Source organism: Methanobacterium paludis, assembly GCF_000214725.1.
Lineage (GTDB): Archaea > Methanobacteriota > Methanobacteria > Methanobacteriales > Methanobacteriaceae > Methanobacterium_C > Methanobacterium_C paludis.
The window spans coordinates 1,282,838-1,301,960 of the sequence record NC_015574.1 but is presented as its reverse complement, the minus strand read 5'-3'; the positions used below and the strand labels follow the sequence as shown (position 1 = coordinate 1,301,960).

The window sequence follows — 19,123 nt, the reverse complement described above, 5'->3', positions numbered from 1 at the left end:
TCATGGGGATCCAAGTCAACTCTCTCTACCATTGTATTTGCTTTTAATCTTGTAACCTGGATAATTCCACAATCTAATTTCTTAATATCCTTGCATCATCCCGGATCCCATATGATTACCGTAGTTACCATGATATCCGCCCATATAAGGAGTGTACATCCATAACCAACTAAAGATAACTACTATGACTACTGCAATGATCAACACTATTAACACTATCATTGTGTTTCTATCCATTAAATCACCTCTTTAATTTAATATTAAATATATTGTATTGCAACATGTATTACTACTAAAATTATTACAATAATTGCGAGCCAATGATGCCAATTGGGGGAAATAGTCTTACCTCTTTTTTTCAAAACGAGTCTATTTAAGCTTTTAATTGAAGCCACAAATATTAAGAGGATTAAGGCAGTTGTACCTATATAAACAACTAAATCTATACCAAAGATTGGATAATGGGCTAATCCTGTTGACATTTAATCACCTTGCAATTTCTATATTTTTCCATAAAATATTATGTTTTAGCAATCTTCTCAATTTTAAGGGTTCTTGAATTAAAAGCCACAATAATGGTGCTAAGTGACATTAATATAACTCCTGCAGCGGGGGTTAAAAGAATTCCAAAACTATAAAGAACGCCTGCTGCAATTGGAATGGCAAAAATGTTGTATCCAGCTCCCCAAGCTAAATTTTGGACCATTTTTTTGTAGGTTGATTTAGAAAGCTTTATTATATAAACAGCATCAAGAGGATTGCTTCTTACCAAAACAACATCACCAGCTTCAATAGCTACATCTGTACCTGCACCGATTGCAATACCTATATCCGCCTGTGCAAGGGCAGGGGCATCATTAATACCATCACCAGTCATAGCAACAATTAAACCTTCAGATTGAATTTCTCGAACTTTTCCTGCTTTTTCTTGTGGTAAAACTCCTGCATAATATTTATCAAGTCCAATTTCCTTGGATACCCATTCTGCAACCTCTTTTCTATCCCCCGTAATCATCATGCACTGGATTCCCATATCTCTGAATTCTTTAATAGCTTCTCTGGACTCTTCCCTTATAATATCTGCAAGTGCAATTACACCTTTAAGTTCTGCTTCAATAATTACAAAAACAATTGTTTTTCCTTCAGACAAGAGTTTATCTACCTTTTCATTAGAAATATCAAGGTTAAGCTCTTTTAAATATCTTGGACTTACTACCTCAACGTTTTTTGTATTAATTTTACCTTGAATACCCTTTCCAGGGATTGATTTAAAATCTTTAACGTCAAAAGTCTCTTTAACTGAATTTACAACTCCTTTAGCAATAGGATGCTCAGAATATGATTCAAGTGAAGCTGCATATTTTAAAACATCATTTTCATTATATTCACTGCTTAAAGGAATAATATCAGTAACACCAAACTTTCCTTGTGTAAGTGTGCCTGTTTTGTCAAATATTATGGCATTAACGTCTCGTGATCTTTCAAAAGAAGCACGATTTCTAATTAAAAGCCCATTTCGTGCTGATAGGGAAGTTGAAACTGCAACAACCAATGGTACTGCAAGTCCAAGTGCATGTGGACATGCAATAACCATTACAGTTACAGCCCTCTCAAGAGCAAATTCAAATCCCAAATTTGTAACGGCTAACCATACTAAGAGGGTTATAAATCCACCAGATAGAGCTATTATCGTAAGCCATGTTGCAAAACTGTCAGCCAGATTTTGTGTCTTTGATTTATTTGCCTGTGCTTCCTCAACAAGAGTTATAACTTTTGAAAGGAATGAATCCTTCCCAGTTTTTTTAATTTCCACAGTAATGGATCCATCCCCATTAATAGATCCACCAATGACTTCGGCACCAATTTCCTTAAATACAGGTTCTGATTCACCCGTAATCATTGATTCATCGATAGAAGTATTCCCTCTGATAATTTCTCCATCAACTGGAACCTTTTCTCCCGGTTTAATGACTACATGGTCTTCTACACTCAGTTCATCTAAAGGAACGTCTATTATGCTCTTATCAAACATTATTTTATGTGCATTTGATGGCATGAGTTTTACAAGTTCTTCAAGTGCTCTGGAAGCACCCATCACGGATTTCATCTCCAACCAGTGCCCAATAAGCATAATATCAATTAGTGTAGCAAGTTCCCAGAAAAAAACTTCGCCCATGAGACCAAAAACAACTGCACTGCTGTAGAGGTAAGCACTGGTAATAGCAACAGAAATTAACATATCCATTCCAGGTGTTCTCAATTTGATTTCGTTGAAAAATCCTTTAAAAAATGGATAACCACCATAAAAATAGACTATGGACGATAATGCAAAAAGAAGGTATAAATCTCCTGTAAATCTGAATGAGTTACCTAAACCAACTAATCCTTGAATTGTAGGTGATAAAATAAGAATAGGTATGGTTATGAGTAATGATATCAAGAATCTTTTTTTTAAATCATCAATCATGCCAGAATGAACGTGTTCTCCTTTCATTCTATGTTCTTCAGTTAGTTTTCCTCCACATACAACACATTCACCATTTTTTTCATGAGATTCATCCGTATGTTTCATCTGATGATTAGAATCGTGGTGATCCAATTTTTTCACTCCCCATTCTTAACCTAATTATGAATCTAATTGTTAATAATTTAGTATTTCTTCAAATTTACATTTTGGGGCACTTAAAAAGCTTTAAAGAAGTTATATCGATATTTTCTCAAAAATAAAAAATCAAAGCTGAATGAAAGTTATGAATGGTAAAAAGGAGTTAGGGTGTCTACCTCCCCCTTTTTACCTAGATTGCTTATCTACCAAAGTATTCTCAATGTATGAGTTAATAATAACTCATATTTAATTTATTTTTTTTATTATTTAAAATTTTCTAATCTTTTGTTTTTTAGTTTTATATCCTCGTATTCTTACATAAATCTATAACGAAGTACTGAGAAGTTTTGAATTGTATATTTAAACCTGAAAACACTATGAACATTAAAATTAAAGTATTATTTAAACTTTTAGGAATAAACTTTTAAGAAAATTTGATCATAATAGTATGATAAACTGATTGGAACCCAATGGGGGAATACATGAATATAAATTAATATAATCCACAAAAACACTAAAAGAAAATGAATACAAGTATCTACAAACCAAAAAAAGTGGAAATTAAATCATGTTTATATAATCTGACATATATAGTAATTCTCAATACTTGATAGATTCCTTAATATTATTTTAATATTAACAAATTATTACATTAAATGGGAATAAAACCTGATTATTCGGTGATAACATGATAACGCTTATTGGAAAAAATCTTGCAGAGAAAGGACTTGTATTCATGCACTACGGTGCTTCTTCTGAATGTGAAAAGTGCAGATTTAAAAATACTTGTATAGATCCCCTTGAAACTGGGAGAATGTACGTGATAAAAGATGTAAAAAATACAGAACACCCATGCCTTCTTCATGAAGGGGGAAAGGTAAAGGTGGTTGAAGTTGATAAAGCAAATATCAAAACAGTTATAGACTCTAAAAAAGCTTTTGAAGGATCTAAAATTGTGTTCAACCCTCCTGAATGTGATGAAGAATGTTCAATGCGAGAACTGTGTTTTCCAGAAGGTTTATACCTGGAAGATAAATGCAAAATAGTTAAAAAAATTGGAAAAGTAAATAATGAATGTGCAAAGGGTTTGGACTTAACCACAGTACTCCTGAGGTACTGAATTTCTGATTTACTAACCCTGAGAGGAATAATTATGGAACTTAAAAGAATAGTTGGATACGAAGCAGCGAAGCTTGTGAAAGATGGTGACATAGTTGGACTTGGAACAGGTTCAACAACTCACTACTTCATAAAGAAACTTGGAGAACGGGTAAAAAAAGATGAAATAGAAGTTATGGGAATACCAACTTCTTACCAGTCCTTCTTCCTTGCTAAAGAATCAGGAATCCCTGTAACAACCCTCAACGAACACGACATTGATATAGCGGTGGACGGTGCTGATGAGGTGGATCCTGACCTTAACCTTATAAAAGGTGGTGGTGCAGCCCATACAATGGAAAAAATAGTTGATGGTTCAGCAGTTCGTTTTGTGGTGATCGTGGACTCTTCAAAGATTGTAGATCAACTTGGCAGCATGCCAGTACCTGTAGAGGTCATTCCGGATGCTATGAGAGTTGTTCAGCGTAATATAGAAATAATTGGCGGTGCACCTGCCCTGAGAATGGCTGAACGTAAGGACGGCCCTGTGATAACAGACAACGGCAACTTTGTACTGGATGTGGCATTTGAAGAGATAGGAAATCCATGGGACCTTGAAGTTGAGCTAAACTCGATTCCTGGTGTTGTTGAAAACGGTCTGTTTACAGGACTCGCAGATGAAGTTCTTGTTGGAAAAGATGGTAAAGTTGAAACCCTTAAAAGGATTTAAATTGTGGATTCAATAAAAAAAATTGTGGATGATTTAGGGGTTTTTTATCTTAAATACATTATTCTTAAATCCCCTAATCTATTTTAAATCCCCTAATTTATCTTAAATCCCCTAATTTATCTTAAATCCCCTAATTTATCTTAAATCCCCTAATTTATCTTAAATCCCCTAATTTATCTTAAATCCCCTAATTTATCTTAAATCCCCTAATTTATCTTAAATCCCCTAATTTATCTTAAATCCCCTAATTTATCTTAAATCCCCTAATTTATCTTAAATCCCCTAATTTATCTTAAATCCCCTAATTTATCTTAAATCCCCTAATTTATCTTAAATCCCCTAATTTATCTTAAATCCCCTAATTTATCTTAAATCCCCTAATTTATCTTAAATCCCCTAATTTATCTTAAATCCCCTAATTTATCTTAAATCCCCTAATTTATCTTAAATCCCCTAATTTATCTTAAATCCCCTAATTTATCTTAAATCCCCTAATTTATCTTAAATCCCCTAATTTATCTTAAATCCCCTAATTTATCTTAAATCCCCTAATTTATCTTAAATCCCCTAATTTATCTTAAATCCCCTAATTTATCTTAAATCCCCTAATTTATCTTAAATCCCCTAATTTATCTTAAATCCCCTAATTTATCTTAAATCCCCTAATTTATCTTAAATCCCCTAATTTATCTTAAATCCCCTAATTTATCTTAAATCCCCTAATTTATCTTAAATCCCCTAATTTATCTTAAATCCTTTTTTTAAATAAATATTTATAAAAAAAATATACACTCATCTACTACGATTATATTATTTTTTTAAAAAAGTTAAATTGTTGAAATTTAACTTCATTTAAATGCATATTTTCAATTTAATTATTTTATATCTTATTTAGATGTGTATTCTCTTTTTTAGCTGGAGGTACATATCCTTTTAACATTAAAGATAAACTAACCACAGTTACAGAGCTTAAAGCCATTGCAAGCCCTGCAAATTCCGGCCTGAATACAATACCGAAAGCAGGATATAAAACACCTGCAGCAACAGGAATAAGCACGACGTTGTAGGCAAAGGCCCAAAATAGGTTCTGCTTTATCCTTGACATTACTTTTTTACTTAACTGTACTCCTGCAGCAGCATCCATTAGATTGTCCTTTATAAGAACTATTTTTCCACTTTCTATTGCCACGTCTGTACCGCTTCCTATGGCTATTCCAACGTCTGATTGGGCTAAAGCCGGAGCATCGTTGATTCCATCCCCTACAAATGCCACAATTTCGCCATTATCCTGAAGTCTTTTTACTTCAATGGCTTTATCTTCTGGTAAAACTTCCGAAAGCACATTTTCTATTCCAATTTGTTTTGCAATTGCATTTGCGGTTCTTTCGTTATCCCCTGTTATCATAACAACTTTTAAACCCATTTTTTTGAGCTCTGCAATCGCATCTTTTGTAGTTTCCTTTAATGTATCTGCTACAGCAATTATTCCAGATGTTTGGTGGTTAATGGCTATTAACATGGCTGTTTTTCCTTGTTTTTCCAGATTAGCCCTTTTTTCATCAATTTCATCGGTTATTTCGATGTTGTTATCATTGAATAAAGCTCTGTTTCCAATAAAAATTTTTTTATCTTCTACAGTTGCTGTTATACCTTTTCCTCCAAATGTATCAAATTCTTTGACGTCTTTTAGATCGATGCCATCCTTTTTAGCTTTTTTAACCATGGCTTCCCCAAGGGGATGCTGTGAATTTTTTTCCACACTGGCGGCAAACATCAAAAGCTCAGCTTTTTCCATACTTACAGTGACAATGTCGGTTACTTCGGGTTTACCTTTTGTAAGAGTCCCTGTTTTATCAAATAGGATGGTATTTAATTTTTCAGATATTTCAAGGGCATCACTATTTTTAACAAGAATACCCAGCTCTGCTCCACGTCCAATTCCAACTGTGATTGCTGTGGGTGTTGCAAGTCCCAGAGCGCATGGGCATGCAACTACAAGAATTGAGATCAACACAGTCAGAGCAAAGAGGAGGGTGCTTCCAAAAATTAGATACCAAACAATAAACGCCACTATGGCTATTGTAAGTATAGTAGGTATGAAAAATGTTACAGCTTTATCTGCAATTTTTTGAACTGGAGGTCTTGAGCCCTGAGCATCCTCTACGAGCCTTATAATTTGGGATAACATGGTGTCCTTCCCAATTTTTGTGGCTTCAAATTTTAAGACACTGTTTTTGTTAAATGTTCCGCCAACAACATTTTTACCTTTATCTTTGAAAGCAGGAATAGGTTCGCCGGTAATTACAGATTCATCGACATAACTTTCACCATCGACCACTTTACCATCCACGGGGATCCTTTCACCAGGTTTGACCATTACAATGTCATTTAATTGAACATCCTCAATTGGAATTTCGGTTTGCGAATCATCACGAATAACAATGGCAGTTTTTGGTTGTAAACCCACTAATTTCTTTATTGCAGTTGATGTTCTTCCAATAGCTCGGGATTCCATGTATCTGCCTAACATTAAGAATGCTGCAAGTATAAGGGCCGTCTCATAAAACATGAATTCCGGTGTTAATACAATATTGAAGGTTCCAAGAATACTTGCAACGTAAGCAACACCTATACCCATGGAATACATCACATCCATGTTAAGATTTCTGTTCTTGAGGGAACGATATGCTGCGGTGAATATGGGGTAACTTACGTAGATAAATGGTATAAAGGAAACTATAAGTGAAAGTAAAGGCATGGATATGGGTAGAGATATATTTACATACATTAAAACCATTAAAGGTATTCCTACACCAAATCCTACGATTGTTCTGTTCTTTTTATCCTTCAAATCTTTCATTCTAACCTTTTCTTCAATATCACCTGTTTTTTCACCTTCTGTTCCTAAATATTGGTAACCTGCATCTTCAATAGATTTTTTCATATCAAATACAGTAACCATTTTTGGATTGTAGGTTATATAAGCTTTTTCAGAGCTTAAATTAACGTTAATATTGCTTATTCCATCGAGTTTTTTTATGGAATCTTCAATTGCTTTTACACACATGGCACAGGTCATTCCGCCAATTTTAAGGATAACCTTTTCATTTATAACATTATAACCTGCATCTTCGACGGCATTTTCCAGGTTGGGAAAATTAACCTTTGTAGAATCATATTCTACTTCTGCTTCTTCTGATCCAAGATTTACCTGGGCTTTGGTTACACCATCAAGATTTTCTAATGAGTTTTCAATGGTTTTAGCACATGAAACACAGCTCATCCCTGAAATTTTAATCTTAGCTTTTTTATGATGTTTCGCCATTTTTTCCCTCTAATTTCGTTAATTATAATATTAATGTGTATCCAATTGTCCTGTTTAATTTATTAAGTGTTAACTTACTAATTTTTATCCATTTTTAGATGTGGCATGAAAAGCATTTTATATTTTAGTTATCGCCTTACGGGATTGTATGTTCAAGCTCAAAAACCGTGCAATCAGTGAACATTTCATAATCTTTTACCTGTAATGATCATAATCCTCACCTAATGACAATTTAGCCATTTATATAAAATTTAAAAATAAAATTAATGAAATTTGTTTAATCTTCTACGTCCCTCATTTCTTCGTATTCAATTTATTTGACAGCCTTTTGGACCGCAACAGAAGTACTGGATATCAAATTCAACATTTTTTTCCACATCATGCTGTATTAATATACAAATGGAATTAATTATATAAAAATCAAGTACAGTTGATGTTGTTATATACTAACATGCCGTATAGTAACTAACATCGATAAATCACTGTAGACTAATGGGTTAAATTTAATTAAATCTTGGAAATATAGTATGGGTGTGATTTTATGACTGCAAAGAAAGAATACTGCTGTCCTGTTGGGGCAGCTATGGATGAAATAGGTGGAAAATGGAAACCGCTTATTTTATGGACATTAAAAGATGGAAAATTACGGTTCAGTGAGATTAATAGAATTTTAGTTACAGTAACTCAACGAATGCTCACAAAACAGCTTCGTGAATTAGAAAAAGACAATTTAATTAATAGAAAGGTTTATGCAGTTTATGCAGAAGTACCGCCTAAGGTGGAGTACTCACTTACTAAAAAAGGTGAATCTGTCCTACCGATTTTACATGCCCTTCATGATTGGGGAAAAGAGTATTGTGTATCTAAAATCTGTTTAAATGAATTAAATGAAAAGAGTATTTCGCATCTGAAATGTGTTTAAACGCATACTTAGATATTGTAATTTTTTTAAAATTTTATATAATACATTAATTGTTGTCGTTTTTAAATAATCCTTTAAATCTTCTTTTTTTTAAAATTTTTATTTATTATGTTATTGTACCTTAGGATTTCTCCTTAAATTATTAAAGGTTTAATAAAAAGCATTTTATAACCATTTTTATAAAAATTTGGGAGTATTATACTATTTAAAGTGGTCTCTTCAAATATTTTAAGTAACATTTTCTTCTGATAATATTTAAATTAATTATGGTGTGATGTTATTTGGGGTTTGTTGGGCTTGTTTTTCTCTAAAAAGGTGAAAATTGGGTAAAGGGTTTAGTGGGTTTTGATTTATTTGTATTAATTTTTTTGGTGTTTGTTTTGAATTTAATGTATTATCAAGGGTTAATGGTTGGTATGATGTTGGTGGTTGGGCTTGAGGAATGTTCTCGGGTATTATAGGGTATTGTAGAAGTGTTTGTTTGGTGGTTTTTTTGGGGAATGGGGTTTGGACTGTGTCATTTTATTGAAAATAGAAACTGTGATGACTAATCTGTTAACAGCCTATTTCAATACTTGTTTATATGGTCTTAAATTGTAAAAAGAGTTCTCTGCGTGCCTTTTTTTTAGGATTTGATCAAAGCCTTTATATGTGAGGTTGAAGTTATCAAAGGGAGTGCCAAAAGAAAGTCCTTACATAACTTATAAAAATGTTCGGACGTGGAGGCGGTACAATTAATCGAAAAATTACATACACAACCGCATTAGTGTTGTGTGTACTGTTCAGTGCCTTACCATTTGCGGGGGCGGCTGACACTCAAAATATTCAAAATAATAATGTAAACACATGTTTAAACCAAAGCAATGTCGGAACAAACGCGGTTACCGACAACGGCCTAAAAATAGGTGCAACTGGAAACCAAGTAATCGAACTACAAAAATGGCTCAAAAACCAAGGATACTACACCGGAGCAATCGACGGATCCTTCGGCCAATACACACAACAAGCAGTAAAACTCTTCCAAACAGATGCTAACATAACAATCGACGGATGGGTATCAACACAAACAGAAAACGCAATGAAAACACTAACCGGAACAAACCCCATCACAAACAACAACAACACAAAAACAACAACAAAAAGTGCAGCAAACCAGACAACAACTACAACGGCTAAAGCAACTACAACCACTAAAAACACAACAGCAACAGTTTCAACCAGTGCAAACACAAAAACAACAGCAAGCACAATAACAGCAGCAAAAGCAAAAGTAACATCAACAACATCAAAACAAACAATCAGTGGATGGTTTGAGCCTACAGGCGCTTTTGACTCGGGATATGCGTACAAATGGTATTATGTAACATGGTTAAACTACGACCCATCATCCGGTCAGTGGGGAGTACTTGAATACAACCCAAAAGGTGCTGACGGAGGAGAATTAACATCCTCAGTAACTGGTGTCGATTACGACGGCGTATCAGGCTATGAAAAAGAATACAGCCCACGTTGGCAACTAACCAAAGCATAAAACATCCAAATATCTAAATAACTAAAATAAAAATACGTCCTTTCAAAAACATTTATAGAAAGGACCCCATACCCTTTTTTAATATTATACATTTATCTAAAAACCATTCGCATTTCCATAATAAATATAATAATTCCTCATTTTTAATTGAACAAAAAAAACAAAATATTTAATATTTTTTGATCAAATTATATACTATACTTTTCTAGTAGATCATAGGTTTTAAGTAACCAAAATTGGAGATGTGTTTATGCGTTCGATATGGTCTGGTTACATAGCTTTTGGGACTATATTAATCCCGATTAGGTCTTATGCCGCGAGTGAAGACCTTCATATACATTTTCATCAGGTACATAAAACTGATTGCGGTAGGGTTCATTACAAGAAAGTATGTGAAAAAGATGGTAAAGAACTCACAGCTGACGAAATAATAAAAGCAGTTGAAATTGCAGGACAATGCATAACATTTACAGATGAAGAAATTAAAGCCCTTAAACCCTTTTCCAGCAAAACTATGGAGATTCTAGGGTTCTGCAACTTCGATGAAATACCCCTTGTGGCATTGAGCAAGCCCTATTACGTAGGAACAGAATCACCAAAAAAAGGTGGAGTAGGACAGAGCTTCCTCCTCCTGAAAGAGGCGATGGAGAAGAGCAATAAAGTAGCCATTGTAAAATGGTTGTTGCGAAGTAATGAATATATAGGGATGTTAGAACCATACCAAAAGGGCTTCCTTCTTAAGCTCGTCATGTACATAGACCAGATAAGATCAGCAGATGAAATCGAGGTTATTAAGGCCAAAGTTGACGATGATCTGGTTGAAAAAGGAGTAAAGGTCATAGAAAAGATGACATTTGATTTTGAATGGAGCAAATATTCTGAAACCTACACAAAACAGGTACGGGAACTTTTAGAGAAGAAGGCACTGGGAGAGGAAATAAAAATATCCGAAATCAAACTCCCTGAAACAAGATCCATCGAAAAAGAACTGGCAAAGATGCTGGAACATTAATTAGTCCCTTATTTGTGCATCATTCTTCACTTTTCTATTAATCCAAGGATTTGGACAGGAAAAAATATGATCGAACCCATGCTTTGTAAGCTCACAGGTCCGGAAGTTCAGTTAACAGGTACATGGATAAGCGAGCCTAAATATGATGGGGAAAGAATAATAGCGTCGCGTAAAGGAGATAAAATAAGTTTATGGACCAGAAGACATATCCAGGTTTCAAAAAAATTCCCTGAGATCACACAAGCTTTAACAAAGAATATGAACGATGATAACTGGATCGTTGATGGTGAAATAACAGTTCATGGAGGATTTCGCGACCTTTTGAAACGTAACGTAGAGAACAAATTTAAAATACATATCTTATCCAAAAAGATCCCAGCCACCTACAATATATTTGACATCATCCAATGGAAAGGGGAAGATCTTATATCAAAGCCTTTGATAGAGCGCAAAAAAGTATTGATTGATGCGGTTTATATGGATGATCGTATGCGCATAGTCCCATTTTTAAAGGTTGATAATCAAACTGTGAGAAAACATTTCTTAGAGTATCTAAAAGATGGATTTGAGGGAGCTGTTATTAAAAATGCTTTTTCTAAATATGAGCCCGGAAAAAGATCAGGCCAATGGATAAAAATCAAAAGAGAGGATACAGTGGACGTGTATGTGGTAGGGGCCACAAAAAGCACGGGTAGCATACCATTTGGAGCATTGATTCTTAAAAAAGATGGAAGATACTTCGGAAAAGTAGGCACAGGTTTCACAGACCAGCAAAGAAAAGATATATTAAAAATTCTTGAAAAAAATAGGGGTCCGCGGGGTATAATGTTACCACCTGAAATTGAATCAGAGGTATTGCTTACAAGCAAACCTTTATTGGCAGAGATTAAAATACAGGAAATAATCAAAGGTTCGCCAAGAAGTCCTGTATGGGTAAGATTCAGATGGGAATGATGAATAAAATCTTTAGTTTAAATCTTAAATCTGATGCTCATGTTAGTTCAGTTATGATGAGAATCTTAATTAATGATAATAACTAAATTATAGTATCAAGAAGTGTGTTCTGGCGAGATGGGGGTAATTAGAAATGATTAGCAAAAAAGAACTTGTAGATAGTATAGAAAAAACAGAATTAGAGAAGGTACAAGGAATTAAGGATATCTGGGAAAAATATATTTATTTAAATAAGGATAATGTGCTGATCGTTGGTTATAAAGAAGAAGAGGTCTATGATAAACCCGAAGTTGAAGAAGAAAACATTAAAAATTATTATTGGTACTGGGAGCTTAGAGATTCGCAATCATGGGATGTTCTGTTTGAGAATCATGATAAAAATTTTAGTTTCTGTGAATCTGAGATGGGGGGCTATACTGATCAAGACCGTATAGAAGACGTGGTTGGTGATATTGATGAAGGAGAAATATGTAAATGGAGTGAAAAAGATTGGATTGAAGATATTTCTGAATCTATCGCGGACGAAGTACTTATATGGTTAGCAACTCTTAAAAAAGGAATATTATGAACATATTTTGATTTTATCATTTTGATTATTCCCACATGAAAATTTAATCTGTTTTTATCTTAATTACAAAATCATCTAATATAAATCAATTAAATTAAAAATATCTCTGTCAATTGGATGAATTACTATTTTATTTTAGATTTTTATTTATTTTACCTGATTTTTTTATATCATGACTATTTTTTTACTTTCAAGTGCACATCTCATCACATCTCATAACTTTATAGAGAATTGATAATATGATCTAAAAATTGAAATAACATTCTCAAAATAATAAATAATATGATCAATATCAAAAGATCGTATCTGCCCCCTGAAGAAGGTGACGGCCTTAGAATCCTGGTGGATAGAATTTGGCCTCGTGGAGTGTCTAAAAAAGATTTAAAACTGGATTCATTGATGAAAGAGATAGCACCCAGCAGCGAACTGAGGAAGTGGTTTGCTCATGACCCTGAAAGATGGGATGAGTTCAGAAATAAATATCTGGGCGAGCTTGAGGATAAAAAGGAACTTATTGGCCGGTTAAAGATTATGGAAAAGTTTAATGGGACTTTGACTTTGATATACTCCGCCAAGGACGAAGAACACAATAACGCAGTTGTTTTAAGAGAACTGCTTAAAAAAAAGCCCAGGGTGGTTAAAAGTTATGTTAACAGAACTCATGGTTAATTATAACTCATGGATCCTGGAAAACAAGAGAAATTTAGAGTAAAACGTTTATTTAAGACTTTATATATGGTTTAAGGAAAGGTTAACTAAACTATTGCGGACAATATTGCAGAAGATAATGATTGTAATATCAAGTGATATTATGGTTCAGGAAAGTCAATACCCTTGAATTGGAGATATGGATCTGGGTATGGATTTCATTTTATATGAAAATTTTCGTAACTTCTTGCGCGACGCGTTATGGGTTGATGTTTATTTTAATCAACTAATTTTATATTCTAAAATCAACTCAGCTTAAAAAAAATTAAGCTACCTGATTTTTTTCCATCATCTGTTTCAGTTCCAGTATTATGGTGGAGTTGTCCTGATACTCAAGTGTACCTCCACATTTTGGACATTTGAAGTTGTTTTTTGATGCTTCTTCAAAGTTGTATCTATGGCCGTTGGCACGGCACAAAAAGAACATGTTCCCTTCTTCGTACTCCAGGGATTCTTCAATTTCCCTTGAGAACTTTTCATATTTTTTGGTTATTATCTGGTGTACCTTTTCTTCATCAAATTTCCAACTATAAGTGAACCATTGTGTTTCAGGGTCCTTGCTTCTTCTGTAAGTTGCTACTCCCGCATCATATAATTTGTATAGCACCTTTCTTACGAGGTTTAACTTTATTCCAAGTTCTTCTGCAATTTCTTCCTCACGTGTTTTACCATTCAAAATACATTCAATGATTGAAAGAGTTTTTTCATCATTGGTAATATCCATTAAAATTTCTTGAACTACAGGATCACTAAGCATTTCTACCCCTCCTTTATCATGTGGTGTATCTAAATCCGGAATAGTCGAACTATTGGTATTGGGCATTCCAAATTCCTCCTTTGACATTTATTGAAGTTTGGGGTTAAATCAAATGAACATACAGTATTATGATCTAGTTTTGATGTTTTAACTCATTCAAATAACACTAAATCATTTTTTCCTGAATTATCATTTATTCAGGTATCCTGGATGAAATAATCCTTAATAATATAATGGTTAATTAGTTAATGCAAAAAATAAAACAAATATAAGGTTTCTACACACTATTATATATAGATTTTTATACCATATATAGTTTGTGGTGTATAATTGTTGATTACCTACTGTGTTATCGATGTCAGAATAAATTAAATGAGCTTGCATAAGAAATTGTTAACTGAATATTGTTAACTGAAAATTAGTATTATTTTTTTCAATTATCTACTTATTCAAACTAGGAATTAACCCCTTTAGATAGTAAACATTTAAAAGGGTCAGAAATGTTTTGATAGATTTTACAAAAAATTTAGTCACGGGTTTTTTGGAATTTTCCAAAATATATGCAAGAAGAGTTGTAAAAAAAATTGGATGGATGATAAAAAGAAGATATGGATCAGATTAATAAAAAAAGCATGAAATCTTTTTAAAATCATGTCTATTAAGTCTAAATTGCATCGCTCCACATTTTTTTTACATTAAACAGGATTAAGATTCGAAAAATTCTTTTTTATAAGCTTCTTCAAATTCTTCTGTCAACGTCATCATAATTTTTTCCTGTGCACATTTATCATTTGGCCATTCAATGTCCAGATAATGGAGTTTTAATTGGATTTTTACACTTGAATCATGATTATACTTTAAATTCCATGTAATTGGTGTTTCAGGGCGTGATGAACTACGATAATTGTTCATAAATCCTTTTAGTTTTAAAAATTCTCTTTCTGTTAATGGGTTATCATCATCAAATTCTATTTGAAAAGTAGTCGCAGCGGGCATTTCTTTACCATATGGTTCTTTTTTTGTACCCTCATACTTTAACATTTCATCACCTTTTTTGAATTCGAAGTATGTTTTTTTTATCTTCTCTTTTTTGTTTTAAAAGAGATATAACTAATTTAAACCTAAACTTCAAGATTAAACCCAATAAATGGGCTTGTTCATTTTTTTATTTTTTTATTGAAAATATGAATAAAATTATTGAGTTTATGCAAGATGAATGTTCAACGATTTGAGTATAATATGGTATAATGGTCCATATATTAATATTTTTTTATTAGTTATTATTTTTATTAATCATTACCACTTTTAGTGGGTAATTAACGGATCCTTAGCATGTTATTTTTCACCGATACCACTTTAAAGTGGACTTTTCAATTTTAAATGTCATTGTCTGTTTTTGAGATCAGAGATTAATAAGTTTTTTAATAAAAGTGTTATTAATGATTGTTTAATCACTTAATCCCAAATTTGAATCTCAATATAAGTTTTGTGATTTACTTGTCCTATAATATTATTAATAATGTGAATCATAAATTAATATACATATCCAAGTTGGTGTCGGTCGTTATCTTGATGGAAACTAGAAGGTTTTTTAATGAAATAGGAGGCAGCCTTCTGAAAGAAACCATTATAATTTGTCTAAAATAAATATGTGACGACTGCAGAGTTCAAATTGGGGGCAAAAGTCATGTTTATATGGGTTTATGGGGAATACTCCCTGAGATTTGATAACAGAAATTCTGCATCTAAATCCGATTTTTTTATTTTTAATACTTCTTGCATATCTATTTTGAAATAGGTAAAAAAACAAGTAAACCGGAGGCAAAAATAATGAAACTTGGAGGATATATAAGAAAAGAGGGGAATAATCTAGTTTCAACGTGTAATACTTGTGGAAAGGATGTAAAATTAAATGATGAGACTAAGGATTGGTTTGGATCAGGCTATTTCTGTCCTATTTGTAAGAATAAACTTGCTATTGAATTTGAAGGACGCACATATGATGCTGAGGAATTATTAAACTTGGAATGGAATCCAACACTTCTAAAAAGAGCAAATAAGATAAATGGAACCTTATACTCTGCGTTAGGATCCAGTAGTCAAGATTGGGAAACTTTTATGGCTTTAAATTACATCGCAGCTAATGATAAAAGCATAGGAAACCCCCTTGACATTATTGATGCGGATGAAAAAGACGAAATGGATATTCTTTTGTTATTTGATAATAAAAATGAAAAATACATCGGATTTTTAGACTGGACAACCTATGATGGAGAATATGGAAATGACTACATGAATAGTGATTTATTATTCCAGATTTATATTCTCGAAGAAGAAAGAAGAAAAGGTAATGGTAGCAAAGCCCTTAAATTTTGGGCTGAAAATTATGCAAAAAAAGCTGACGGAAAATTTGGTATTGAATTATCTCCAAATAGCCAATTAAAAGAAGTTTTATTGAATTTGGGTTATGCTGAAGAAGTGGATGGAAAATTTATCCCAAAAAATTTTTATGTATCACCAGAGTTTGATAAACAAATTGATCGATCGATACCAGTTCGCAAAAGCAATTTAAAGGGAATTGATTAATAAAAAGTTTCTACGGTTTAAAAAAATTAAATTACATAAATGGACTTGACTATGGGTATAACTCACTAACTCTGCGGTATCCTATCGAGGTATTTAGCCGTAAGATCTGGAATATTCATTTGCCCCGCTCTCATATCATTCACGATGTCATTAATCATTTTCAGAAGCTCATCCATCTTTTCATCTGTACAATGATCAAGTAAATAGTCCTGTCCTCCTTTATTATTATCGAGCACTGTAACAGCCTTTAACATTTCATAAATTGTGATATTTCCACATTTACCCTCTCGAACCTTTAAAATTAGATTTTTATTTAATTGTTTTAACTCATTCTTTAACAATTATAACATCTCCATTAAGTTTCTTTTGTGCACGGGTATTAACGAGTTTATAGTCCCATACAATGCAATTTATGGTGTTAAAGGATTAAATGTAAAAAATAGACAAACCTTTAGTTTGTGTTCTAGTATAGATCTGTTTTGAAGGAGTATATAATTTTCTTTTATCAGTTCTAAATTTGTTTTATTTATTAACTCAGTTATTAACGCTTTTAAAAAAGGTCCCTTGTTGAGATCCAACACCAAGAATATATAAACTATCCTGAACTGTTATCAGTTATGAATGAATTAAACTTAAGAGAAGCAGATAGATTGGAAGTAACGGTTCTGGTTGATAATTTCACCGATATGTTCATGGAACAGAGCTCAAAAATTGATGTGCGACCACCATTTGCCCCTGAAAAACCTGTTCTTGCTGAACATGGGTTATCATGTTTTATAAAAATTTTTGCAGGTTCAGAAGAACATGTGATACTCATGGACACGGGAATATCTACAGAATGTCTATTTCAAAATGCAAATGCATTAAATATTGATTTAAATAGGGTAGAAACAGTAGTCTTGAGCCACGGCCATTTTGATCACATCGGTGGACTGTTGAATTTCATGAACCGTGTTTCTGGAGAAATTCCTTTAGCTCTTCATCCTGAAGCATTTCTTGAGCGACGTATTAACAACCCTGCTGCAAGTGCCCCTGTTCCTATACCCGGATTAAATGAAGAAGATTTGAAACAAGCAGGAGCTGAAATCATTAAATGTAGAGAGCCTTCTACATTGGCCTCAGAACTTATGTTAATGACAGGTGAAGTGGAAAGAACTACAACATTTGAAAATGGGTTTCCATGGGCAGAGGTGAAAATTAATGACAAATGGGTGGTTGATCCATTTAATGATGATCAAGGCTTAGTTGTCAACCTGAAAGATAAAGGATTGGTGGTTATCAGTGGTTGTGCCCATGCAGGAATAATTAACACAGTAGATTATGCACGGAAAATTACCAAAAACGACAAAGTTCATGCAGTACTAGGGGGTTTTCACCTCACAGGACCTATATTTGAGCCAATAGTTGAACCAACAATAAAAGAAATGAAAAGGATAAACCCTGATTATGTGGTGCCAATGCACTGCACAGGATGGAATTCTATTAGCAAATTCAAAGAGGAAATGCCTGAAAAGGTAGTTCTCAATACTGTAGGTACTACCTATATATTTTAAAATTTTTAAATTTAATTAATTTATATTTGCAGTTTTTCACTGGTATTGTTGATAATTTTTCAATTCATTAAGAGATAAAGGTTGAATTTAGTTGTATACCGAAGTTTGAAGGTAAAAAATTTACAAAAATGGGGTTAAAAAAAATTAAAAAATCATTTTTTCCCTACTACTTTATATGCTTTCAAAATCAACAGTTATCTAGCCTTCATAGGCTAAAAAATGGAAGTGATAATTTTGTTTGGAAATAGTTACGGTAATGATAGAGGAAATTCTAATCCTGTAAATGAAGGAGAAGAATACGATGTTAAAATTGAGGACACAGGCAGAGACGGAGACGGAATTGCCCGTGTAGAAGGTTTTGTGGTTTTTGTTTCAGGCGCTAAAGTTGGCGATGAAGTTAAAATTAGAATCAACTCTACTAGAAGAAACTTTGCTTTCGCTGAAGTAGTAGAATAATCTAAATTTTGAATTATTTAATTGAGCTTCTTGAAAATTGATTAAATTAATTTTTATAGATTTTCTCGAATTTTTTTTTATTTTAGACATTTTACTGAATATTAGACATTTTACTGAAAATTTACAAAATTAGATTTTTTTTTAGTGGGTTGATTAAACTTATTTACATTTTATTTATGGTGCTTACCACTTTTAGAGGTATTTAACATTATTTTTTTGTTCATAAAATCTAATTTAGGTACAGCTTAAGGTATGATAAGTTTCATGCGTTATTATTAATATTTTTTATAATGTTGTTATTTAATTAGTCCTCAGACG

The 19,123-nt window shown here is 32.8% G+C and carries 18 protein-coding genes; 11 read left to right on the top strand and 7 right to left on the bottom strand.

What is annotated here, in order from left to right:
- Positions 1-81 precede the first annotated feature (81 nt).
- From MSWAN_RS12780 to MSWAN_RS06060, 3 genes are read right to left on the bottom strand one after another with little or no spacing between them, the layout of a single operon-like run.
- Positions 82-237 carry a hypothetical protein gene (locus MSWAN_RS12780; protein ID WP_013825737.1) on the bottom strand — a complete coding sequence of 52 codons (156 nt, stop codon included), beginning with the start codon at positions 235-237 and terminating at the stop codon, positions 82-84.
- A 23-nt stretch (positions 238-260) separates the two neighbouring features.
- Entirely contained in the window at positions 261-482 is a 222-nt protein-coding gene (locus tag MSWAN_RS06065) for a hypothetical protein (RefSeq protein ID WP_013825736.1), read from the bottom strand.
- 38 nt (positions 483-520) lie between these two features.
- Complete coding sequence (locus MSWAN_RS06060; protein ID WP_394295787.1) at positions 521-2,608, bottom strand: copper-translocating P-type ATPase; 2,088 nt, start codon at positions 2,606-2,608, stop codon at positions 521-523.
- A 685-nt stretch (positions 2,609-3,293) separates the two neighbouring features.
- On the opposite strand from MSWAN_RS06060, the gene MSWAN_RS06055 reads away from it, so the two are divergent.
- Together MSWAN_RS06055 and rpiA are read left to right on the top strand one after the other, a co-directional pair.
- Positions 3,294-3,725, top strand: coding sequence for a UPF0179 family protein (locus MSWAN_RS06055; protein ID WP_013825734.1), 432 nt, complete (start codon positions 3,294-3,296; stop codon positions 3,723-3,725).
- A 33-nt stretch (positions 3,726-3,758) separates the two neighbouring features.
- Positions 3,759-4,433 (top strand): ribose-5-phosphate isomerase RpiA, encoded by a 675-nt coding sequence (gene rpiA, locus MSWAN_RS06050; protein WP_013825733.1) that lies wholly within the window; start codon positions 3,759-3,761, stop codon positions 4,431-4,433.
- Positions 4,434-5,313: 880 nt separating this feature from the next.
- Here the strand turns inward: rpiA and MSWAN_RS06045 are convergent.
- Entirely contained in the window at positions 5,314-7,758 is a 2,445-nt protein-coding gene (locus MSWAN_RS06045; RefSeq protein ID WP_013825732.1) for a heavy metal translocating P-type ATPase, read from the bottom strand.
- A gap of 541 nt (positions 7,759-8,299) precedes the next feature.
- Here MSWAN_RS06045 and MSWAN_RS06040 point away from each other — a divergent pair.
- The 6 genes from MSWAN_RS06040 (at position 8,300) to MSWAN_RS06015 (ending at position 13,414) form a co-directional block, all read left to right on the top strand.
- The gene (locus MSWAN_RS06040) at positions 8,300-8,680 is read left to right on the top strand and encodes a winged helix-turn-helix transcriptional regulator (RefSeq protein ID WP_013825731.1); all 381 of its coding nucleotides are present in this window, start codon (positions 8,300-8,302) and stop codon (positions 8,678-8,680) included.
- Positions 8,681-9,389: 709 nt separating this feature from the next.
- A complete protein-coding gene (locus tag MSWAN_RS06035) occupies positions 9,390-10,211 on the top strand; it encodes a peptidoglycan-binding domain-containing protein (RefSeq protein WP_013825730.1) in 822 nt (273 codons plus the stop codon).
- 250 nt (positions 10,212-10,461) lie between these two features.
- Entirely contained in the window at positions 10,462-11,223 is a 762-nt protein-coding gene (gene ku / locus MSWAN_RS06030; protein WP_013825729.1) for a non-homologous end joining protein Ku, read from the top strand.
- A 66-nt stretch (positions 11,224-11,289) separates the two neighbouring features.
- The gene (locus tag MSWAN_RS06025; RefSeq protein ID WP_013825728.1) at positions 11,290-12,177 is read left to right on the top strand and encodes an ATP-dependent DNA ligase; all 888 of its coding nucleotides are present in this window, start codon (positions 11,290-11,292) and stop codon (positions 12,175-12,177) included.
- 133 nt (positions 12,178-12,310) lie between these two features.
- Positions 12,311-12,745, top strand: coding sequence for a hypothetical protein (locus MSWAN_RS06020; RefSeq protein ID WP_013825727.1), 435 nt, complete (start codon positions 12,311-12,313; stop codon positions 12,743-12,745).
- Positions 12,746-13,027: 282 nt separating this feature from the next.
- A complete protein-coding gene (locus MSWAN_RS06015) occupies positions 13,028-13,414 on the top strand; it encodes a DUF488 domain-containing protein (protein WP_013825726.1) in 387 nt (128 codons plus the stop codon).
- Positions 13,415-13,718: 304 nt separating this feature from the next.
- Here the strand turns inward: MSWAN_RS06015 and tfe are convergent, their stop codons facing one another.
- Both tfe and MSWAN_RS06005 read right to left on the bottom strand, forming a co-directional pair.
- Positions 13,719-14,276, bottom strand: a complete 558-nt coding sequence (gene tfe / locus MSWAN_RS06010) for a transcription factor E (RefSeq protein WP_013825725.1) — start codon at positions 14,274-14,276, stop codon at positions 13,719-13,721.
- Positions 14,277-14,915: 639 nt separating this feature from the next.
- Positions 14,916-15,251 (bottom strand): hypothetical protein, encoded by a 336-nt coding sequence (locus tag MSWAN_RS06005; RefSeq protein WP_013825724.1) that lies wholly within the window; start codon positions 15,249-15,251, stop codon positions 14,916-14,918.
- Between the two features lie 789 nt (positions 15,252-16,040).
- On the opposite strand from MSWAN_RS06005, the gene MSWAN_RS06000 reads away from it, so the two are divergent.
- Positions 16,041-16,796, top strand: coding sequence for an N-acetyltransferase (locus tag MSWAN_RS06000; protein WP_013825723.1), 756 nt, complete (start codon positions 16,041-16,043; stop codon positions 16,794-16,796).
- A 65-nt stretch (positions 16,797-16,861) separates the two neighbouring features.
- Here the strand turns inward: MSWAN_RS06000 and MSWAN_RS05995 are convergent, their stop codons facing one another.
- Complete coding sequence (locus tag MSWAN_RS05995) at positions 16,862-17,137, bottom strand: hypothetical protein (protein WP_013825722.1); 276 nt, start codon at positions 17,135-17,137, stop codon at positions 16,862-16,864.
- A 276-nt stretch (positions 17,138-17,413) separates the two neighbouring features.
- Here MSWAN_RS05995 and MSWAN_RS05990 point away from each other — a divergent pair, with 276 nt between their 5' ends.
- Both MSWAN_RS05990 and MSWAN_RS05985 read left to right on the top strand, forming a co-directional pair.
- Positions 17,414-18,349, top strand: coding sequence for an MBL fold metallo-hydrolase (locus tag MSWAN_RS05990; protein ID WP_013825721.1), 936 nt, complete (start codon positions 17,414-17,416; stop codon positions 18,347-18,349).
- A gap of 234 nt (positions 18,350-18,583) precedes the next feature.
- A complete protein-coding gene (locus MSWAN_RS05985) occupies positions 18,584-18,805 on the top strand; it encodes a TRAM domain-containing protein (protein ID WP_048187958.1) in 222 nt (73 codons plus the stop codon).
- The last annotated feature ends 318 nt before the right edge of the window (positions 18,806-19,123 follow it).